The sequence below is a fragment of the Devosia naphthalenivorans genome (assembly GCF_003056355.1).
Taxonomy (GTDB): domain Bacteria; phylum Pseudomonadota; class Alphaproteobacteria; order Rhizobiales; family Devosiaceae; genus Devosia; species Devosia naphthalenivorans.
The window spans coordinates 227,959-247,629 of the sequence record NZ_PYVW01000004.1 but is presented as its reverse complement, the minus strand read 5'-3'; the positions used below and the strand labels follow the sequence as shown (position 1 = coordinate 247,629).

25 protein-coding genes are annotated in these 19,671 nt (G+C 60.9%); 12 read left to right on the top strand and 13 right to left on the bottom strand.

What is annotated here, in order from left to right:
- Positions 1–87 precede the first annotated feature (87 nt).
- The 3 genes from C8264_RS08565 to C8264_RS08555 are packed head-to-tail and all read left to right on the top strand — an operon-like array spanning position 88 to position 2,029.
- Complete coding sequence (locus C8264_RS08565) at positions 88–603, top strand: hypothetical protein (RefSeq protein ID WP_245892990.1); 516 nt, start codon at positions 88–90, stop codon at positions 601–603.
- A 9-nt stretch (positions 604–612) separates the two neighbouring features.
- Positions 613–1,056: a DUF421 domain-containing protein gene (locus C8264_RS08560; protein WP_108460552.1), complete on the top strand. Its 444-nt coding sequence runs from the start codon at positions 613–615 to the stop codon at positions 1,054–1,056.
- Between the two features lie 10 nt (positions 1,057–1,066).
- Complete coding sequence (locus C8264_RS08555) at positions 1,067–2,029, top strand: SDR family oxidoreductase (RefSeq protein ID WP_108460551.1); 963 nt, start codon at positions 1,067–1,069, stop codon at positions 2,027–2,029.
- A gap of 5 nt (positions 2,030–2,034) precedes the next feature.
- Here the strand turns inward: C8264_RS08555 and C8264_RS08550 are convergent, their stop codons facing one another.
- Positions 2,035–2,406, bottom strand: coding sequence for a nuclear transport factor 2 family protein (locus C8264_RS08550; protein WP_162783522.1), 372 nt, complete (start codon positions 2,404–2,406; stop codon positions 2,035–2,037).
- Positions 2,407–2,630: 224 nt separating this feature from the next.
- On the opposite strand from C8264_RS08550, the gene C8264_RS08545 reads away from it, so the two are divergent.
- The 3 genes from C8264_RS08545 to C8264_RS08535 are packed head-to-tail and all read left to right on the top strand — an operon-like array spanning position 2,631 to position 4,157.
- Positions 2,631–2,867, top strand: coding sequence for a hypothetical protein (locus tag C8264_RS08545; protein ID WP_108460549.1), 237 nt, complete (start codon positions 2,631–2,633; stop codon positions 2,865–2,867).
- Entirely contained in the window at positions 2,864–3,709 is an 846-nt protein-coding gene (locus C8264_RS08540; RefSeq protein WP_108460548.1) for a hypothetical protein, read from the top strand. Before C8264_RS08545 ends, C8264_RS08540 begins: the two co-directional genes overlap by 4 nt.
- Entirely contained in the window at positions 3,690–4,157 is a 468-nt protein-coding gene (locus tag C8264_RS08535) for a hypothetical protein (protein WP_108460547.1), read from the top strand. The genes C8264_RS08540 and C8264_RS08535 overlap by 20 nt, the downstream gene beginning before the upstream one ends.
- A 71-nt stretch (positions 4,158–4,228) precedes the next feature.
- Here C8264_RS08535 and C8264_RS08530 read toward each other — a convergent pair whose 3' ends face one another.
- The 3 genes from C8264_RS08530 to C8264_RS08520 form a co-directional block, all read right to left on the bottom strand.
- Positions 4,229–4,579: a hypothetical protein gene (locus C8264_RS08530; RefSeq protein ID WP_108460546.1), complete on the bottom strand. Its 351-nt coding sequence runs from the start codon at positions 4,577–4,579 to the stop codon at positions 4,229–4,231.
- Between the two features lie 124 nt (positions 4,580–4,703).
- Positions 4,704–5,177: a DUF983 domain-containing protein gene (locus C8264_RS08525; protein ID WP_108460545.1), complete on the bottom strand. Its 474-nt coding sequence runs from the start codon at positions 5,175–5,177 to the stop codon at positions 4,704–4,706.
- Positions 5,158–6,504, bottom strand: coding sequence for an MFS transporter (locus C8264_RS08520; RefSeq protein ID WP_108460544.1), 1,347 nt, complete (start codon positions 6,502–6,504; stop codon positions 5,158–5,160). Before C8264_RS08520 ends, C8264_RS08525 begins: the two co-directional genes overlap by 20 nt.
- Positions 6,505–6,742: 238 nt before the next feature.
- Between C8264_RS08520 and C8264_RS08515 the strand changes: the two genes are divergently transcribed.
- Entirely contained in the window at positions 6,743–7,093 is a 351-nt protein-coding gene (locus tag C8264_RS08515) for a DUF2200 domain-containing protein (RefSeq protein ID WP_108460543.1), read from the top strand.
- Between the two features lie 195 nt (positions 7,094–7,288).
- On the opposite strand, the gene C8264_RS08510 is transcribed toward C8264_RS08515, so the two are convergent.
- A complete protein-coding gene (locus C8264_RS08510; RefSeq protein WP_162783521.1) occupies positions 7,289–7,606 on the bottom strand; it encodes a hypothetical protein in 318 nt (105 codons plus the stop codon).
- Positions 7,607–7,751: 145 nt separating this feature from the next.
- On the opposite strand from C8264_RS08510, the gene C8264_RS08505 reads away from it, so the two are divergent.
- Complete coding sequence (locus C8264_RS08505) at positions 7,752–8,357, top strand: zinc metalloprotease (RefSeq protein WP_162783520.1); 606 nt, start codon at positions 7,752–7,754, stop codon at positions 8,355–8,357.
- 235 nt (positions 8,358–8,592) lie between these two features.
- On the opposite strand, the gene C8264_RS08500 is transcribed toward C8264_RS08505, so the two are convergent.
- From C8264_RS08500 to C8264_RS08475, 6 genes are all read right to left on the bottom strand, one after another.
- Entirely contained in the window at positions 8,593–9,414 is an 822-nt protein-coding gene (locus C8264_RS08500; protein ID WP_108460540.1) for a substrate-binding periplasmic protein, read from the bottom strand.
- Positions 9,415–9,473: 59 nt separating this feature from the next.
- The gene (locus C8264_RS08495; protein ID WP_108460539.1) at positions 9,474–11,237 is read right to left on the bottom strand and encodes a pyrroloquinoline quinone-dependent dehydrogenase; all 1,764 of its coding nucleotides are present in this window, start codon (positions 11,235–11,237) and stop codon (positions 9,474–9,476) included.
- A gap of 38 nt (positions 11,238–11,275) precedes the next feature.
- Positions 11,276–11,884 carry a c-type cytochrome gene (locus C8264_RS08490; protein WP_162783519.1) on the bottom strand — a complete coding sequence of 203 codons (609 nt, stop codon included), beginning with the start codon at positions 11,882–11,884 and terminating at the stop codon, positions 11,276–11,278.
- Positions 11,885–12,026: 142 nt separating this feature from the next.
- Entirely contained in the window at positions 12,027–12,884 is an 858-nt protein-coding gene (locus C8264_RS08485; RefSeq protein WP_108460537.1) for a substrate-binding periplasmic protein, read from the bottom strand.
- On the bottom strand, positions 12,881–13,690 hold the full coding sequence (locus C8264_RS08480) for an ABC transporter permease (protein WP_245892989.1): 810 nt from the start codon (positions 13,688–13,690) through the stop codon (positions 12,881–12,883). Before C8264_RS08480 ends, C8264_RS08485 begins: the two co-directional genes overlap by 4 nt.
- On the bottom strand, positions 13,690–14,664 hold the full coding sequence (locus tag C8264_RS08475) for an ATP-binding cassette domain-containing protein (protein ID WP_108460536.1): 975 nt from the start codon (positions 14,662–14,664) through the stop codon (positions 13,690–13,692). The genes C8264_RS08480 and C8264_RS08475 overlap by 1 nt, the downstream gene beginning before the upstream one ends.
- Positions 14,665–14,931: 267 nt before the next feature.
- Between C8264_RS08475 and C8264_RS08470 the strand changes: the two genes are divergently transcribed.
- The 3 genes from C8264_RS08470 to C8264_RS08460 all read left to right on the top strand — a co-directional run bounded on the left by C8264_RS08470 (position 14,932) and on the right by C8264_RS08460 (position 17,305).
- Complete coding sequence (locus tag C8264_RS08470) at positions 14,932–15,336, top strand: pseudoazurin (RefSeq protein WP_108460625.1); 405 nt, start codon at positions 14,932–14,934, stop codon at positions 15,334–15,336.
- A 158-nt stretch (positions 15,337–15,494) separates the two neighbouring features.
- Complete coding sequence (locus C8264_RS08465) at positions 15,495–16,502, top strand: ABC transporter substrate-binding protein (protein WP_245892988.1); 1,008 nt, start codon at positions 15,495–15,497, stop codon at positions 16,500–16,502.
- A complete protein-coding gene (locus C8264_RS08460; RefSeq protein ID WP_108460534.1) occupies positions 16,499–17,305 on the top strand; it encodes an ABC transporter ATP-binding protein in 807 nt (268 codons plus the stop codon). The genes C8264_RS08465 and C8264_RS08460 overlap by 4 nt, the downstream gene beginning before the upstream one ends.
- On the opposite strand, the gene C8264_RS08455 is transcribed toward C8264_RS08460, so the two are convergent.
- On the bottom strand, positions 17,302–18,054 hold the full coding sequence (locus tag C8264_RS08455) for an ABC transporter permease (protein WP_245892987.1): 753 nt from the start codon (positions 18,052–18,054) through the stop codon (positions 17,302–17,304). The two genes, C8264_RS08460 and C8264_RS08455, sit on opposite strands and share 4 nt — an antisense overlap.
- 589 nt (positions 18,055–18,643) lie before the next feature.
- Here C8264_RS08455 and C8264_RS08450 point away from each other — a divergent pair.
- On the top strand, positions 18,644–18,850 hold the full coding sequence (locus tag C8264_RS08450) for a hypothetical protein (RefSeq protein WP_108460532.1): 207 nt from the start codon (positions 18,644–18,646) through the stop codon (positions 18,848–18,850).
- A gap of 49 nt (positions 18,851–18,899) precedes the next feature.
- Here C8264_RS08450 and C8264_RS08445 read toward each other — a convergent pair whose 3' ends face one another.
- Positions 18,900–19,646 carry an AfsR/SARP family transcriptional regulator gene (locus C8264_RS08445; protein WP_108460531.1) on the bottom strand — a complete coding sequence of 249 codons (747 nt, stop codon included), beginning with the start codon at positions 19,644–19,646 and terminating at the stop codon, positions 18,900–18,902.
- Between the last annotated feature and the right edge of the window lie 25 nt (positions 19,647–19,671).

Below are 19,671 nucleotides of genomic sequence, written 5' to 3'. Positions count from 1 at the left end.
TGCCATTCGATGCACCTCATCTGCCGGGTAGCCCATCAGGAACTTTAGACATCGCCTGCCGTTCCTTCCGTGAACAGGTGGGAAGTCATGAGCGACAAGGAAATCAAGTTTCCCTCGATAAGAGAGGATGGGCTGCAACTCGAAGAGCACCGCCGTTTTCAGGAGCGCTTCTGGACCGTCGAACGCTGGGTCTGGGTGGGCTTCGGAGCCATAATCATCCTGGCGTTATTGGGGCTGACCGGCTCTGGAGGGCCGCTGGCCCGCACCAGCGCCTCGCTAGAGGGTGCTTCGATCGACTATCCCCGCTTCACCCGCTGGGAAGCACCCGATGAAATCCTGGTCGAATTCGAGCCGGGAGGCGCCGAGCGCCGTTTGACCCTGTCGTCCGACTTCGCCGAGACGTTCCAACTGGAGAGCGTGCAGCCGCAACCGGACCGCAGCGAGACAAGTGCGGACGGAGAGGTCATGATCTTCCGCGTAGACCCCCAGTCGGCGGCCCAAGTCACCCTTCACTTGCGCGCGCAAAATCCGGGCATGGCCGACTTCCGCGCGGCTATAGACGATGGTGCGTCGGTTTCCATTTCGACGTTCATTTTTCCATAGGAGATCACCATGGAGACCGTCATTCGTGGCGCCGTCGTTTTCATCGTTCTGCTGGTGATCATTCGTCTCTCCGGCCGGCGCACGTTAGCCCAGATGACAGCCTTCGATCTCGTCCTGGTGCTGATCGTCGCCGAAACAACGCAGCAAGCGCTGCTGGGGGATGACTTCTCAATCATCAATGCCGTGATCCTGATCATCACGCTGTTCACGCTCGATATCCTGATGTCCTACCTCAAGGAACACTCACCGCGAGCTGAAAAACTGCTCGACGGTGTGCCCACCGTGCTGATCAGCCTGGGCAAACCCGATGCTCGAGCTCTCAAGCGGGCGCGCGTGGATATAGAAGACGTGCTGGAATCGGCCCGTTCGAAGCATGGCGTCGAGCGTCTCGATCAGATCAAGTTCGCGGTGCTTGAGGTCGGCGGCGACATCAGCATTGTGCCGGAACAATAAAGCCGTTGCGATGGACAGGCATACGGTCGTCATCACCGGTGCTTCGAGCGGCAATGGCCGCGCCACCGCACATGAATTTGCCCGCCACGGTGCGCATCTGGTGCTTGTGGCACGGCGCCGCAACGCACTCGATGAGGTCGTACGCGAATGCGAGACCTTGGGCGGGGTAGCCGTTGCGGTGCCTGCTGATGTTGCAGATGCATCGGTCGTGGCAATGATCGCTCAACAGGCGCTGGCGAAATTCGGCCGCATCGACATCTGGGTCAATTGCGCAGCCGTGCTGCAATTCGGCCGGGTCGAGGAGGTGCCGCCCGCTGTGCTGGAACGGGTCATCATGACCAATGTCGTGGGCTATCTGTACGGCTCGCAGGCCGCGATACGCCAGTTCCGCCGACAAGGATCGGGCATCCTTATCAATGTGTCCTCTGTTCTGGGCCTCGCGGCAGAAGCCTATTCCTCGGCCTATTCCGCCAGCAAGTTCGCCATCCGAGGCCTCACAGACAGCATAAGGCAAGAGGTCCACGATGCGCCGGACATTCACGTCTGCACCGTTTTTCCATTCGCCATAGACACGCCGATCTACCAGCACGCAGCGAACTTTACCGGGCACAAAGTCACCCCTATCCATCCGCGCTATTCTGCGGAGATTGTCGCCAAGGCGATCGTCAAGCTCGCGCGCCGCCCGCGACCGGAAACCTTTGCCGGCGGTCTGGCGGCCCTGGTGCCATGGCCGGCTGCAATTGCGCCGGTGCTGACCACCCGAATTATCCGACGGGCGGCCTTGATCATGCAGATCCACAAAGACAAGGCCGCTGCGTCTGCGGGCAATGTGTTTGAGCCGATCCATGATGATCTCAAGGTCAGCGGCGGCTGGCAGCATACCGCAAGTGCCGGCGGAGACAGACTGCTGCTGGTGCTCGCAGGCGCCGCTTTGTCGGTTGCGGCCATCACCTTGTTGCGTCGGCGGCGCTGAACTATCTACCCGCGCTTAATCCCGGCTAGCGCCTCATCGTCGACGAGCAGGTAATGGATCGATTGGAAGACGATCTTACCGTCTCGAATGACAAAACTATCCGCTCCTGAAACGGCGTTGAAATTGGATGATCGCCCTTCCCACACCAGAAACGCATAAGGCCCGTGGACGCGTTTGGACAGGAACTTGAAGCGCGCCTCGGGCAGTTGCTCCCCCAGGCGCGTGGCAGAGGTCCGGATGGCATCGTGCCCCACCATCTGGGAATTGGAAGTGAGAAGCACGACGTCGTCAGCGTAGTTGCGGCTGAGATCGTCCTCCAGGCGCCCCTCGATGCGGAGACGCAGATGGTCCTCGAAGACATCCTCTGGCGTCCGCATCCTTCGACCTCCTGCCGAGCACCGCCGTGCCCTCTCACCCATCATAGAAGGCGCCATCCATCGCACAATCGAAATAGATTGGCGGATGAATGCAATGATATTGAGCATAACATCGGACAGCTACCCAGCTATCGGCCCCCTGAGTGCAGGGAGCCGCTAGCCACAATAGTCTATGGCGAACCATGGCGCGAAGGCGGAGTATTCCTGCTGAATGGAGAATTGCCATGTTCCTCAAAACCATTGCAATTGTACTCGCGATCGCCTTCTCCACAGTCCCGGCAGCCATGGCTGAAAAGCCCGCCGACAGGGGAGACACTCCCGGTTTGGGCTGGGGTAAGGGTGGCAAGCAGGTTGGGGCTCCTGGGCCGGTAGCAGGGGTGGGCTTGCCCATTCTGGCCGTGGCGGGTGGGATCTTCTGGATCAAATCCCGCAAGCGGCGCCTGGACAAGGCCGACGGGTGAGCAGCCTGAAAGCCACTTTCCCGATTGCGCTGGGGGAAGCCGTTTCGAAACCCTTGCTGTTCGGAAGTCTCATCGCGATCGGCAGCGCCAATGGTCTTTCGGAAAAAGTTCTCACCTCCGTGAGCCTTGAGGGTTTCCTCGGCGCGGCACTCAACACGTTTGACGTCAGTGTCTTCGTCTGGCTGGCCCTTGGCGCAGGTCTTCTGCTGGTTTACCGCTCGGCTCCGGAGGAAATCCATGGGAGCGACTGGGCCCTGGCCGCCGGTGCCGGCATAGGCGTACTGCTGCCGGTTCCCGCCCTGAGTTGGCTTGTCGTAACCGGACTGTCGCTGTCACTGCTCATCCGGTCGGCGCCGGGCAGCATGCTGCGGCGCGGCGCAATAATCCTGTTGGCAGCCACCATCCCGGTCTTTTGGGCGCGGCTCGTGATGAGCGTCTTCAATGAGACGGTCCTTGCCGTCGATGCCTTCCTGGTTTCCTTGGCTGTCGGGTCGGCGCGAAATGGCAATCTAGTCCCTTTCGCCGATGGCTCCGGCGCTTTGTGGATCGCTCCTGGATGTTCCTCCTTCACCAATATTTCCCTCGTTATCCTCGCTTTTGTCGGCCTGGTGAACATCACCTCCGGCAAGTGGTCCAGCGCGAAACTTGGCCTGGGCCTGCTGGCATGTGCCGCGGTCATGCTGATCAACGTCACCCGCATCAGCCTCATCGGCTATTATCCCGAGCATTTTGAACTCATCCATGGCGAGACGGGCGCCGGCATTGCCGGATGGCTGGCGACATTGGCCATAGTCGCCATCGGATGGTTGGCGGTGCGTAGCGATGCCATCAGCCTGGACTAAAGTCGCGCTCATCACCCTGCTGGTCCTAAGCCTTGGGCTCAAGACCTGGCGCAGCAACGCTGCCGATCAGCCGCACCAGCAGGCTGCCGGAACCATTCTTGTCGACACGCTGGCTGGAGAGGGCTTCGCATTGTCGCCGGGAGAGGGTCTTGAAGGAACGTCCTGGGTTGTCAGCAGGGACGCTTGCCGCATCGAGATTACCGCTGTGTCTCCGCTTGGCTGGCATCAGTCGGCCATCGACGCGCGCGCTCGGGGGCAGTTGCTCGCCTATGTCTACAGCGGCAGGATTTACGGCGAGCAGCCTGTGATGCTCACCAAGCTCGACCATTATTGGCATAGGCTGGTGAACTATTTTCATTCATCCCAGCAGCCGCCCGTGTTTGCCGTAGTCAGTTCGGATGCCTGCGCCGGACCATCTATCGAACGTCTTGCACTGCATCTGCAATAGCGGCTCCACGATGGTGCCCTGCCGTTCGGGCCAGCCCCGAGGTGTGACCTCGGCGGCTGGCCTGAAAACTGCTATTCAATCAGGCTGCGCGCCGGGTTGAATGTCTCTGCAGTCCAGCCGGAGCCGGACGACTGGGCACTTGCCTGGCGAGCCGTGTTCGAGGCGGTCTGGCGGGGCCGCAGGGTGTCCTTGTCGAGCAGCACATAGTAGTGGGACCCACTGTCAGGATCGCGAGCGTCCACGCGGATCATGCTGCCCCATTCTTCGACACGCTCAGCGTCGATGCCCGTCTCTGCCAGGCTGGCGATCAGGCTTTCAGGCGAGCGGCCGTGGATGGTGAGATCATGCTCGTACTCCTCAGCGAACGAGGCGACTGGCGCCATTGCGATTACGGCGGCGAGGAAGAGGAGGTGCTTTTTCATTTGGATGTTCCTTTCTTTTGAACACCCCGGTCATTTGACCCGCCACCATTACCCCAACATTGCGCGGCGATATTTCTGCGTTCCCCGTCAGCTTCACAGCGCGTTGGCCGGCCGTCATCCAGCCTCAGCGATCCAACTCGTCGCTCCAGCCCTTGGCCCAGAGGAGGCCAATGATCGCGCCCTTGCTTGAAGGCAGGATGGCGATGGGAACGATGACCGAAAGAGGAACCAGGACGTAGAGATAGATCAGCGGATTGCCATATCCATTCAATTCCATCTCAAGCATCACGAACGCCAGGATGTGAATCATGATTGTAATGACCACCAGGGGAAGCAGCAGTCCGACCTTGTAGCGGGCGAGTGGCTCCTTGCAGTTGGCGCAATGAGCCACCTGCTCGACATAGTGGTGGAACAGCCAGCCCTTACCGCAACGTGGACACCTACATTTCACGCCGCGCCAGATAGATTGCCAAACGTTGGCGCTTTCTTTTTCGCCGCTCATGGCCTCGACCGTAGCAGCGGGCAGGCAATGGCACAATCGCCGGGGGCAGGTGATTGCCCGCCCGCCGGCTTCGATCTCACGCCTCGATATCGACATCCTTGGTTTCACGCCCGAGCAACAACGCCACGAGGGTAATTGCCGCCATTGCCGTAAGATAGACCCCGACCCAGAACGGACTGCCGCCGCCCCAGCTCCAGAGCGCCACGGCGACGAAAGGCGCAACTGCCGCGCCCAGAATGGATGAGACATTGTAGGAAATGCCGGAGCCGGTATAGCGCACATTGGCCGGGAACAGCTCGGGCAGCAGCGCTCCCATCGGTCCGAATGTCAGGCCCATCAGCGTGAAGCCGATGATCAGCCAGGCCATGACGCCCACGAATCCGCCAGCGAGCAGCGGCACCCAGCTGAGCCCGAACACCGCAATACCCAGCGTGACCCAGATCAAGGTCTTGCGGCGGCCGAAGCGGTCCGCCCATGGCCCGGAGACCAGTGTGAATACGCCGAAGAACACCACCCCGACGATCATCATCAGCACGAAGTTGGTGTATTCGTAGCCCAGCCCCGGAAGGCCCGCGTCGATGGCGGCGCGGCCATAGCTGAGCGAGAACGTCGTCATCAGGTAGAACAGAACATAGGTCGCGAGCATGTAGAAGGTGCCGAGCACCAGCTCGCGCAGGTTCTGCTGCAACACGGTGGCGAGCGGCATCTTGCGGACCTGTCCCGTTTTGACGGTTTTGGCGAATGCACTGCTTTCCACCAGGTTGAGCCGCACCCAGAGACCGACGATCACCATCACTGCCGAGAACAGGAATGGGATGCGCCAACCCCACTCGAGGAATGCCGTGGAGGGGCGGGATGGATCTTCCGAGGGCATCAGCGCCGCAATGATGAGGAAGAGACCATTGGCTATGATGAAGCCGATTGGGGCGCCCAATTGAGGAAACGTGCCGAACAGGGCCCGCTTGCCCTTCGGTGCGTTTTCCGTCGCCACCAGGGCTGCCCCACTCCATTCGCCGCCCAAGGCAAAGCCCTGTGCCAGCCGGAGGATCACCAAAAGTGCGGGAGCAAACCAGCCAGCGACGGCATAGGTGGGGAGTACGCCGATCAGGAACGTCGCCAGCCCCATGGTCAGCAGTGCTGCAACCAGCGTGGTCTTGCGGCCGCGCCGGTCCCCAAGATGGCCGAAAAACACCGCACCGAGCGGCCGGGCCACCATCGCCGCGCCGAACACCGCAAAGGACGACAACAGCGCCGTGGTCTCGTCACCAGCGGGAAAGAACAGATGCGGAAAAACCAGCACTGCCGCAGTGGCATAGACGTAGAAGTCATAAAACTCGATGGTCGTTCCGACCAGGCTCGCAAGAAGGACGCGAGAGCGCGAGTTTGCTGGCTTGGCGGAAGCATCCGCGGCGGCTGAAGGCATTTGGTGTATCTCCGGAATGACGCGACGGACCCTGCAAGGGGTCCGATCGCGGCAAGAAAGCTTGGACTTGTTCGGCTCGTGCTGGGGGGAGGAGCGGGGCCGGCTCATCCTTAATCCCTTGGCGCTCGTGCATTCAAGGGGGGAGCGGCGCAGCGTCGCGGGGCAAAGTGTTCAGGGTTTGCTCGCGCCGCGGCCATTGGGTAAGTTCGGGACAAGCCATTGAAAGACCGGAGGACGCATGGCCAAGCATCGGATTTATTCAATGAGCGTTGCCAGCGTCTATCCGCACTATATCGCCAAAGCGGAGAAGAAGGGCCGCACGAAAGCCGAGGTCGACGAAATCACCCGCTGGTTGACCGGGTATGACCAGAAGGCACTTGAGGAGCAGTTGGCGAAGAACACCAATTTTGAAGATTTCTTCGCGCAGGCGCCTCAGATGAACCCTTCACGTGCGCTGATCAAGGGCCTGATTTGCGGCATCCGCGTTGAAGAAATCGAAGAGCCCACCATGCGCGAGATCCGCTACCTGGATAAGCTCATCGATGAGCTTGCCAGGGGAAAGGCACTGGACAAGATCTTCCGAAAATAGCGCTGTTAGGCTCTCGCGTCGACTTGGTGGGGAGTATTGGTCTCCGGCATCCACCGACTTTTCAATGATCACGGTGTCATTCCCGCGAAAGCGGGAACCTCCCTTCGAAACTGAGGTTGCCCGCTTCTGCAGAATGACACCGTGAATGGAACTGGCCGGTGCCGAAGTAAACACTTCGGCTTGTGGGCCGCTACGTTACTCTTCGTCCTGCTCGGTAAATCCACCCTCCTGGCACATCTCGAGCGTCACCGTGCTGACGTCGAAGCCGGTGCTGTCAGCGCTCTCGCTACCGACGGCGGCTTCGGTCTGCTCCTCGGTCATGGTTGTTTCAGGCTCCTGGGTGCCAGTTAACCCTTGTTGGGCCTGCAACTCGTCGCACCAGTCTTCGACGGCCTGCACCTGATCGGCAGGAATGGCCTTGCCACCGATCATATTATCCTGTGCAGCAGCGGAACTGAGCATGAAAAGCCCGGCAGCAGGCGCCAGAATCCATAGGGTCTTGGATGCGGTCATGATGGTCTCCTCGTGGTTGATGAGGAATTCAACGCCCAACGGGCGTGTTGGTGCCACTCAGGTATAGTGCGTCGACGGCGGAGGTTTGTTGCCTTGGGCGCACCGAAACACCTATGGTCGCGCGGGCCAACCAGCGAGACAGAACGTGCAATTTCTTCGAGAGCTCAGCATGGGCGAGATCGTGTCGCGTTTGGCGGCTTTCTTGCTCTATGCTGCACTGCAAGGCTTCCTGCTGGCTGCATTGGCGCGCGCCATGGGAGACCGGCGGCCGCAGCATGACGGACGGCTGAGCCTCAATCCCTTTGTACATCTGTCGGTGTGGGGTGCGGCGTTCGCCGCGCTGTTCGCTGTCAGCTGGGTTCGCAGCATCTGGTATGATGCAGCCCAAAGCCGCTTTGGGCGATACGGCGCTGCGCTCGTCACCTTTCTGGGGCTTGCAGCGATGGTTGTGCTGGTGCCCCTGATCGATTTGCTGCAGCCGCTGGTGCTGCTTCTGCCTCGCACGGGCAGTTACGCGGTTCTCTATGTCCTGGACCAATTGCAGCTTATCGCCATCTCATCTGTGCTGCTGAACCTCCTGCCCGTTCCAGGGCTGGTCGGTGGCGGGTTTCTCCAGGCGCTATGGCCCAACGCGGAGCGCCGGCTCCGGCAGGCCGAACCGATTTGCATCGCCATTGTCATGGCCGTAATCGTCGCCCTCGGTTTCCCGGACCCGACGACGATGGGTCTGCCCCTATTGAGTATCGGCTAGAGCGTGTCGCAATAATAGGACCTACCCAGTAGACCTCATCCTGAGCCTGTCCCGCGAAAGGCGAAGTGTTCATTTCCGGCACTTACCGGTTTCCCAGTAACCACAGCGTCATTCCCGCGAAAGCGGGAACCTCCGTTTCAAAACAGGGGTTCCCGCTTTCGCGGGAATGACACAGTGGATGGGAACTTACAGGAGACCGAGGTCTACCAAGTGAATCCACTCTGACGCGCTCCGGCTACTCGCCTGCATTCCCCTGATAGCGGTGTTTTTCCATCAGCGCGTCGATCGTGCCGTCAGCGGCCAGGGCGTCGATAGCCTGATCCACCTGGCTGCGCAGGAACGCATTGCGGCTGGAGACGAGCGCACCGACTCGAACACTGGCCGGGGGCAGGGGATCGTTGGCGATAACGCGCAATGCGGCCGCCTCCGGGCGCTCCGCCTGCAGTTGCGCCATTGCCGGTTGCCAAAGGATCATGCCGGCGATGGTGCCGTCGAGGACCCGCGTCGCCATCTTGTTGTAGTCGGCATAAGGGAAGCGCACCCAGCGCTCGGCTTCAGGTTGCTGCTGGGACCATGTGATGTAGTTCATCTCGCCCAGGCTCGACATGGCGGTGCCCAGCTTCCGGTCCTTGGGGATCTCGGCAAGGCTCTGCCACTCAGGGTCGGTGACGGCGAGCACGAAAGGAATGGTCGCATAGGGACGTGTCAGCGCGAAAGCTTCCGAGAACGGGGAGTTCGCCGAGACGGACACGCCCATGAACATGTCACAGGTGTTGTTCATGGCCAGGGTCAGCTCATCCATGAACCCATCGCCATTGACGGGGAAGCCGCCGAACCCTTCCACGACATTGACTTGCAGAAACAAGGCATCGCCGATGGCTTTTGCCACGTCCTCGTCGAAGGGGCGGCCGAGGCTGGTCATGTCGAAGCAGACGTTGATCGAGTCGCCCGCAAGGCGCCTCGTATTGTTCATTTCCTCTGGCGGTATGCCTGAGGTTTGCGCAAAGGCAGCGCTGGATGCAAGCAGCGCCAGTCCCACACCGAAAAAGCGAAACATTGCAGTCTCCTCAAATGAGAAAGGGGCCGAAGCCCCTTTCCATATTCTGTGCTGGTCTCTTAGCTGTCGGCTTTTGGCAGCTTGAAGACGAAGATGGAGTTACCCGAACCGGTTGGCAGCGGGATTTCCGGGAAGGCCGAAGAGATCGAGCTTGCCGAGTTCGAGTAACCGGTGGGGATCACCAGATACTGCTCGCCATCCAGAGCATAAGTCATCGGATAGCCGCCGACCGGAGCGTTGAGACGCTGCGACCAGAGCACTTCGCCGGTTTCCTGATCCCAGGCCTTGATCTCGCGTGCGGCGTCACCACCGAACACCAGGCCACCGGCCGTGGCCAGCACCGAGCTGGTGGGGCTTGGGCGGTAGCGGTACTGCCACTTGGATTCGGCCTGTTCGGGATTGATGTCCAGCGCCTGGATCAGCCCGGCATCGGTGATGCCTTCGGGCAGCACGCGCGGGCCAAACTTGACCGAACCCACAGCATTACCCGCAGTAAACTCGGTCTGGGTGGGAGCAACCGTGTTGCATGCTTCTGTCAGCGGCACGAAGAAAGTCTCGGTCAACGGGCTGTAAGCACCCGCCTGCCACAGCTTGCCACCGGAAACGGACGTACAAACCAGGAATTCTTCGCCCACGGCGTTGAAGACGAGATCTTCGTTGATATTGACGGTGCCGTCCTCATCGATGCTCTCGACAACGTTCTGGACTACGGTTTCCTTGGACCACAGGTATTCGCCGGTCTCACGATCGAGACCGAAGGCAATACCGTTCTTGCCGGGCACCGAGATCAGCATCTTGTGCGTCTCGCCGTCGATTTCCTGATCGACCAGGATACGCTCGAACGGGCTGTCGAGGTCCCAGTTATCGCGCGGCAGGTGCTGGTAGTACCACTTGAGTTCGCCCGTGGCGACATCGAGCGCCAGGGTCGAGTTGGTGTAGAGCACCGAACCGTCACCTGAGCCGCGGATCAGTTCCGCATAAGGGCCAGGCATCCCGATACCCCAGAAGGTCGTATTGGTTTCAGGGTCGTAGGAACCTGTCGTCCACGGCGTGCCGCCCCAGCGGTTTTCTGGAGGAACGCCGCCCCAGCTTTCCTGCTGTTCGGGATTGTTGGGGTCATCGATGGTATTGAAGCGCCAGAGTTCGTCACCGGTATTCACATCATGGGCGAGGATATAGCAACCGCCGGCCGTGCCAGCGATCGAGCAGCCCGAAATGGCGGAGATGATCTTGCCGTCGGCGATCAGCGGGCCAACCGTGTAGCTATAGCCCAGATTATAGTCGAGGACCTGCTTCTCCCAGGCAACCTTGCCGTCCGCCGCGTTGAGCACGACGATCTTGGCGTCCACGGTGGTCAGGATCACCTTGTCTTCGAACAGCGCGATGGAGTTCTTCTGGCGGCGCGCTTGGTTTGCCTGGTAGCTCCAGCTTGCCGGAATCTCAGGCAGGACGTGACGGTACTGCCAGATCAGGTCACCCGTCTTGGCGTCGAGCGCCTCGACGATGTTGTTGTTGGTCTGCAGGAACATGACGCCGTCATGGACGAGCGGGGCTGTTTCCTGGATGCCTGCCTCGGCCATGGGCCAGGCCCAGGCAAGCTCCAGATCGCCAACAGTGTCCTTGTTGATCATGTCCAGCGCACTATAGCCCTGGTTGTTGTAGGCGCCGCGGAACATCAGCCAATCTTCGGCCGGCGGATTGGCGAGCATTTCGGCGGTCACGGGCGCGTAGTTTTCCCGCACGCCCTGGGCAAAGGTCGGGGTCGAAAGTGCCACCAGGGCTGTGCTAGCGACCAATAGGGTATTGATCAGTCCGATTTTCATTGTTGTCTCCTCGGTGCGCGTCGCAAGCGCGCTACACTCTAGTTGGCGCCGGCAGTCGGCAGTTGTTGACCCCAGGTGAATGCCTGAGGAACGGAAGGCTCCGCTGCAGCAGTGGGAGCGGCAGGTTGGGCAGACGCTGGGCTGCCGGGCAATTGCTTGCCCCAGGTGAAGGCCTGCGGCACCGATGTTGCCTCTGCGGCAGGAGTCGCGTCGGAGGCAGCAGGAGCGGCTGCTGCACCTGCCGCGGTTTCTTCGGCAAGCAAAACTGAATAGAGCAGATCAGGATCGGCGGTCAGCGGCTCATCGCCGGGTGCGGCGCCGTTGAACTCCATGATGTAGGCTATGATGTTGAGGTAGGTCTCTTCGCCCAACTGGCCTGGAGCGGAGGGGGGCATGGCAACGGAGATGAAGTCGTACAGGCCGCCGGCGCTGTGCCAGTTCTGCATGACGTCCTGGCCAGCCAATCCTGGGGCCTCTGGGCCTTCGAGCTGGCGGCCGTGGCATTGCGCGCACTGTGAGTTGTAGGCGGTTTCGCCAGCTGCCGCCTGTTCAGCCGTGAAGCCGGCGGCCATGGAGGGGCCGGCGGTCATCATGCCTGCAATCAGTGGAACAACGAAGCGGGCGATCCGCGGGGATCTTAGGGGCACCGTTAATCCTCCCATTATATAGAGATGTCGTATTTATGGTGTCCGGTCAGCGGCTTAACTGCCGCTGGCAGGCTAGCATGTTAGTATTCCACACACCTCATGGCAGTGCAATGACACTTTCCCTCTATATGCGTTTTACCCCTTATTCCAGGGGCGAGACCGCAGAAGGAGGCGTCTGGTTCGTCGATGCAGGCGCCAAATCCGCATCGACGCCATAGCGTTCGCGCAGCCTTTCCATGGCGCCTGATTCTTCAAGGTCCGAGACCGCAGCATCGATAGCGCGCTTCAGCGTCTGATCGCCTTTCCACACGCCCAGCGCCATCGGGAAGCTCGTAAAACCTTCGCCCTCCAGCCAGAACGGTACGAAGCCGGTCTGGTCAAGATCGATGCCGTCCGCCAGAAAGCGCTCGGTTACTGCTGCCGCTGCCGCTCCCGAGGTCAAGGCGCGGCTCAACTCGGCCGGACTGCGCACCAGTTGTGCACGCAATTGCTGCTGCCGCAGCCAGCCGGAAAGTGCCAACCGGTTCAGCCCCGACGTGCCCGGCAGGACCGCGACCACACTGCCTGGAGGCGGCATCGTTCCGGTGGGCGATATGCCGATCCAGCCGGTCCGGGCCTGGGTCGGAACCGTCTGCATGAAGCTGCGGGTCTGGGCGGTATCGGCAACGCCGCCGCCAACAATGTCGCATTGAGCGCGCGTCAGGAACCAATTGCGGGGATTATAGTCCTGGCCGATGGAGGGCAGGACATTGAGCGACAACTTCAGGTCCAGTGCGGCCGCAATGGCTCCGGCGAGTTCGACGTCATAGCCGGGCGCTCCCTCCTCGCCCGTGACCAGCGGGGGGAAGCTCGGCGGCACGCAAAGCTTGAGAACACCGGCGCTTTGCCGATCGGCGAGCGAAGTATCGGGCGGCAGGAAACTGAGACCTGTCAGAAGCGCCGCAACGATCCCCAGATTGATGGCGGTGGCCCGCCAACGATGCTTGGGGCGCGTACTCATGAGCGGCTGAAATCGATCAGCGCCACGACAAAGAAAACTGCCGCCATGCCAAAGATCACGGCCAGTCCATAGGTGGGCGGAAACTGGTTGAACCCGATGATGACGCCGCGCAGCGCATCGACCGCGTAGGTGATGGGATTGACCTGCACCAGGAACACCAGCCACTCGGGGTAGGCGGTAACCATCTGGGTTCGCGTGAGGGCCGGGTCGAGCGGAAACACCGACGATGACGTGAAATAGAGCGGCAGGATGATGGTGTTGGAAAAGACTCCAAACCCCTCGAAGCTTCGCACCCGAGCCGCCAGGATCACGCCGAAACTGGTCAACCCGAACGCAAGCACGAACATCAACCCCAGCGCGGTGAACATCTGCTGCAACGAAAGGGTCACATCGGCAAAGCGTGCCAGAATCAGCACCAGCCCGCCATGGATCGTGGCAATGGTGCTGCCGCCCAATACCTTCCCCAGCAGGATCAGCGGCCGCGGCATGGGCGAGACCAGGATTTCGCGCAAAAAGCCGAATTCCCGATCCCAGATCACCGACACCGCGAACTGGATCGAGGTGTACATGATGTTGAGGACGATAACGGCAGGGAACAGGAACTGCAGGTAAGTGTAGGGAATGACGAAGCGCACTTCGCCATAAATCTCGCCGCGGAAATATGGATTGAGCCCGACTCCCAGGATCAGCAGCCAGATCAGCGGCCGGCTGACACCGCCAATCAACTGGGCCCGATCACGGGTAGCGCGCGTGATTTCGCGCAGCCAAATGGCATAAAGACCCCGCAGCAGCATCATGGCTTCCATCAGCGGCGGCCTCCACGTCGTCCGGCCGCCCGATCGGCATCGCGCTGGCCATCGGCACGGTCGCGCAATTCCCGGCCGGTCAGGGACAGGAAAACGCTCTCGAGCGTTGGCGGGTGGAACCGGATTTCCGACAATCGGTCGCGGAATTCCGCGAGAAAGGCGTCGGTGCGGTCATCGTCACCGGCCGGAAGGGCGAGGCCGGTTCCGGAGAGGCGTTGGGCTTGGGGGAACCGCTGCACTATAGCTTCGGCCGCTGTGGCATCCTGCGGCACCACATGAAGCCAACGAATACCGTGGTCCTTCTTGAGCTGCTCCGGCGGCGCCTCGGCGATGATCCTGCCATGATCGATGATGCACACGATATCGGCGTTCTCGACCTCCTCGATGTAGTGGGTGGTGGTGAGCACCGTCAGGCCACTTTCACGCCGCAGGCGATCCAGATATTGCCAGATCCGCTGGCGCGTCTGGGCATCCAGCCCCACCGTCGGCTCATCGAGAAACAGGATTTTGGGTCGATGCAAAAGCGCGCGGGCGATCTCCAGCCGCCGCCGCATCCCGCCCGAAAAGGTCCGGACGATCTCATGCGTCCAGTCCCCCAATTCAACGAGTTCCAGCACCGTGCTGATCATGGCCCGCCGGGGTTTGGCCGCCATGCCGTAGACGAGACCGTGGAACTCCAGGTTTTCCCATGCGGTCAGCCGGTCGTCGAGGCTGGAGTCCTGAAACACCACGCCGATGGATCGCCGCGCCTGGGTTGGCCGCGCGATCACGTCTGCCCCGGCAACTACGGCAGTTCCGCCATCGGGCCGCCGCAGGGTGCAGAGGATGTTCACCAGTGTGGTCTTGCCCGCGCCGTTAGGGCCGAGCAGGGCAAAATGAGCCCCTGTCGGCACGGTAAGGTTCACCTGGTCTAGGGCCTTCTTGCTCCCGTAATGCGCGGTCACGTCATGTACGGTGATGGCAGTTTCATTCATGCTTTCAGAGGCCCTCGGCCAGTGCTGTTCGCTCTTCGACGACAGTGTATTCGTCCCCGCTCTTGTGCCATTTCAGGCCAGCAAGCCTATGAACCTTGGAATGACCGGTATATGTAGTGGCCTCACAAGCTATTGCAGCGAACCATCCAGCGCTCAAGGCATTGTTTCATAACTGGCGGCGCCGCTCGAGTGGGCTTGCCGCTCAATTCTCTAAATCAGGAGAGTATCTTGAAGATTCGTACCATATTGACCTCGGCTGCCATCATCATGGCAACGAGCGTTTCCCTGTCCGCCGCCGAGCATGAAGTCAAGATGCTGAACAAGGGCGCGGACGGTCAGGCGATGGTGTTCGAGCCTGCGTTCCTGCAGATCGAAGTCGGTGATACCGTCACCTTCGTGCCGACCGACAAAGGTCACAATGCCGAGGTGATCAAGGGTCTGTTGCCCGAGGGCGGCACCGAGTTCAAGGGCAAGATCAACGAGGAGATCAGCGTGACCTTCGACGTGGCGGGCGCCTACGGCTACAAGTGCCTGCCGCACTTCGGCATGGGCATGGTCGGCTTGATCGTCGTGGGTGATGATCCTGCAAACCTTGCCGCCATCGAAGACGCCAAGGGCCCGCCGAAGGCTCAAGCCAAGTTCGACGAACTCGCCGCCATGGTTGGCCAGTAAGCAGTTTCGACGCCTTTGTAAGGCGCGTGATTTACAGCTGACGCGGTGCTAGTAGCTGCGTCGGCTTCTTTGTGGTTGGATGTCTCGGCGGGCACGCGACCGCGAGAACCATATTGCCCTGCCGCTCAGGCATGGCACCAGCAGGAGGGCTCCCCCAAGTGATCAAGTTCGTTGCAAGCCTGGCGTTCGTTGCCGCACTCATGAGTGGGGCGAGCGCTGAACCGTTCCGGCTGATCGTCACCGATCTTGAGCCCCCCCTGGTGCCCAACTCGGTCATGGATCTGGCCGTGAACCTTGGCTATTTCGAGCGCGAGAACGTGGACGTCGAGCTGGTTCGCGTGCAGCAGACCCCGCTTGCCGTCACGGCCTTGCGGGCAGGGGAAGGGGAGATGGCCAATATCGGCATCGATAGCCTGTTGCAGCTGGTTGCAAGCGAGCAGATGGAGCTCAAGGCGGTGACCTCCCCGAGCAAGTCCCTGTCGTTCATGATCGTCGCCCGCGACGATATCGCTGATGTCGCCGACCTTGCCGGACACAGTTTCGGCATTGGCCGGGTCGGCAGTGTCGACCAGGGCCTCAGCCGCCAGGTGCTGGCTGGCCTCGATGTCGATTTCGAGAGCCTCGAACAAGTTGCGCTGGGCCAGCCTTCCGCGCGGGCACAGGCCCTTGCTGCCGACCAGATCGATGCGACCACCATGTCGCTGGGAACGTGGACGACGTTGCCGGACAAAACCGGCATGCACGTCTTGGTCGACCAGAACGAGTATTTTGCCGCGGCTCCGGTGGTGAGCAAGGTCAACGTGGTTACCCCCGAGGTTCTCGAGGCGCGGCGCCCGGAAGTTGTCGCCGTGGTCACCGCCCTGACCAAGCTGGCCCGTGACATCGCCGATGACCCCAGGATCTGGGTCGACGCGATGACCGAGGCGCGCCCCGATCTGGCGCGCGCCGACCTCGAAAGCCTTGCCGAGGCCTATGGGCAAAGCTGGAGCGTCAATGGCGGCCTGAGCGCCAAGGACCTTGCCTTCACCGCCGAGTGGAATTTCGAGGGCCCCGACTTTGCGGATCTGGAGCCTGTCGCTCTCGACCGCTGGATCGATTTCTCCGTCACCGATGAGATGCTGGAAGCGATCGGCACCGAGCCCGGCATGGATCCTGCCGATCGGTGAGCCAGGCAAGTGACGACACCGGCATCCGGCTGCGCGGCGTAACCAAGGCATTTGGTCCAGCCGGCAGCCAACCCATCATAGAGAACTTCTCGCTCGACATTGCGCCGGGCGAGTTTGTCACCATCCTTGGACCGTCCGGTTGCGGCAAGACGACATTGCTTCGCCTGGTCGATGGCCTGCTGGCCGCCGATGCAGGCGGCGTCAGCATCGGCGGCCACCCACCGGTTCCCGGACCGAACATCGGTTTTGTGTTTCAATCGTTCCGCCTGATCCCCTGGGCAACCGTTGCTGGCAATATAGGCTTCGGTCTTGAACTCCAGGGGGTCGGCCGGGCGCAGGTAGAAGAGACGGTCCGCCTCTGGCTGGATCGCGTCGGCCTTTTGCGCTTTGCAGATAGCTATCCGGCCGAACTATCTGGCGGAATGAAACAGCGCGTGGCGCTGGCGCGGGCGCTGGCGACGGACCCCGATATCCTGCTGCTCGACGAGCCATTCGCCAGCCTGGATGCACAAACCCGAGAGATCATGCAACTGGAACTGCTGCGGCTCTGGGAGCGGCGCAAGCTCACGGCACTGTTCGTGACTCATAGCGTGGAGGAAGCGATTCTTCTCGCCGACCGCGTGGTCGTGATGGGCCCGGCGCCGCGTTCGCTGCGCGAGATCGTTCCGATCGATCTGCCGCGACCGCGCCTGGATGAGGTCCGGACCAGCCCGCAATTCATCGAATTGCGAACCTATCTGACCGGCACGATCCGCGAGATGATCACGCAGGACCCCAACTCGCCATTCTTCAATCGCGCCTAGGGCCGCCGCCAGCGGTCAAGCCGCCTTTCGAACAGCCGCAGCAACTCGGTCACGCTGACGCCCAGCACCGCCAGCGTCAGCACCACGACGAAATAAGGACCCATCCGGAACGTGTTTCCGTAGGTGGCGAGCAGGCCGCCCAGCCCTTGCACCGCCGTATAGAGTTCGGCAACCACGGTATTGATGAGCCCGATCGTTGCGCCCAGCCGCAGCCCAACCACAATAAACGGCGCCGCGCCGGGCATCAGGATCTTGATGAACACCTGCATGGGCGTCGCTCCGGCGGAGCGAGCCATTTCCACCAGTTCGGCGTCACCATTGCGCACGCCGGCATAGGTGTTGATCAGAATGGGCATCACCGCGCCCAGCGCCACGATGCTGATCTTGGCCTGAAAGCCCAGGCCGAGCAGCACGATGATGAGCGGTATGAAAGCGACCCGCGGCGTCGCCATCAGGGCGTTGAAGAACGGGTCCAACGTCTTGCCGACGATCGGAATGCCACCGGCAAGCAGGCCGAGCGGCAAGCCAATGGTCACCGCGATGAGCATGCCGCCCAGATACACGTAAAGCGAGTTCCAGACGGCCTCGTAGATCTCTGGCTCGGCAAAGAGCGTCGTGGCTGATTGCCAAGTCGCCAGCGGGGTGGGGATCAGGTTGCGGCCAATGACCGAGGCGGCGAGCCACCATGCACAAACCAGGACCACAACCGCTACGGCGCGATACAACCACACCAATTTGCGCTCACTCACGGCTCAGCCTTTTCGTGGAGGTCATGGCCAAGGTCATAGAGCATAGCGGCCACCGGTATCAATGAGCCAGCCGCGGCGCTGCATGGGCCGTCTGTTCAATGGCGATTGTATCGACGCGCCCGAGGATAGCGTTCGGCAAGATTTTGCTGACGCTGGATCTAAATGGCTAGATTTTCCGAAAGATTGATGTCGGGGGAAATAGTAAAAATGGAGATCTAGCGAGCCATGGGGAATATCTAGATATCAATAATCACGACGTGAGTTTCGTTAGTAACTAAAATTACAACGACGAGTGTTCCCGTTTTATGGCGTATTTTCTCGTAAGTTTCGGCGTTTCATCGCGGGTCTTTGGGTGTCCGCCTTGACAAAGTCGCTACACTGTCCGACATATCGGGCATGCAAGCATTTTCCTTTGCCATAAGTCCAGTTCGCAAGGGCAGCCTCCTCATAGGCTGATTGCCTGGTGTAGCACTTGCCGTAGCAAAGCTGCACCAGGGACGATTTTTCACAACATGACAGCATGCATGCACCGGCGAGCGCCGCGCTTCTTTGCGCCGCCTGACTGCCGGTCAATTCCTGGACCAATCAAATGACCTTCAAATACAGCTTTACCATCCCGATCAGCGGCAGCCACAAACTGCAGCGCTTCGAAAAATGGGCCTCCGAACACGCGCCGGGCGTAGAGTTCAGCCTACCCCCACAGACCCCGATCAAGACCGAGACGATGACGATCCGCCTTAAGTCGCTCGATGATCGGCAGAGCCTCCTCCAGAAGCTCGCCGAGGTCAGGCCTTAGCACTATAGGCGCCGCCGCCGGACTCCACTGGGGCCGGCGGCAAATGCCGCTACGCCGTCATGGCATTCAGGCGGTCGAGCAGATCCTGGAAAGCATGCACGGTTCGTGCGGACGGCCGCACCCCCAGCTCACGCATCAGCTGTCGCTGGCAACTGTCGAACAGCGCATGGATGCGGGACCGGTGCCCGTGCTCGGCAGCGTACAGCATCAGGCAGCAATAGGCCTCTTCATTGCAGGGATCGAGTTCCAGCAGCTTCTGGGCGCAGGTCACGCGCTCGGTGTCCGACAGGCCGCTGGTTTCAGCAAGTGCCGCGGAAAGCCGATCGGCGCACCGGTCGCGCAATTGCGCCCGCTGCAGCGCCAGCCAGTCTTCGAATTCGCTCCCGGAATAGGGCAGATCCGCTAGGAATTCGCCCGCATAAATGGTGCAGAGGTCCAGTGCCGCACGCGGTGCCGGATCGGACAATCGGTCCAGCAAAACCAGCACATCGAATTGGACCGATCTGCTGGCATCGATGAAGACGGCAACGGCATTGCCATCAAGCAAGGTAAAGTTGTGATCGGCCTGAAAATGGCGGATGCGCGAGAGTGCCTGGCGCAAATTCCCCGCTGATTTGGCAGCGACGCTGTCAGGCCAGAGCAGGGCTCCAAGCCGCTGCCGGGAGGCCGAGAAGCTGTGACCCGACAAGGCGAGGAAAGCTGCGATGCGGAACAGGCTGGACGGCGCACCAGGCAGTATTTCGCCGGCAACGCTTACGCTGCAACTGCCCAGGATGCTGATACTGGCCGGCCTCATCTGCTCACTCGCCCATCAAAGCACC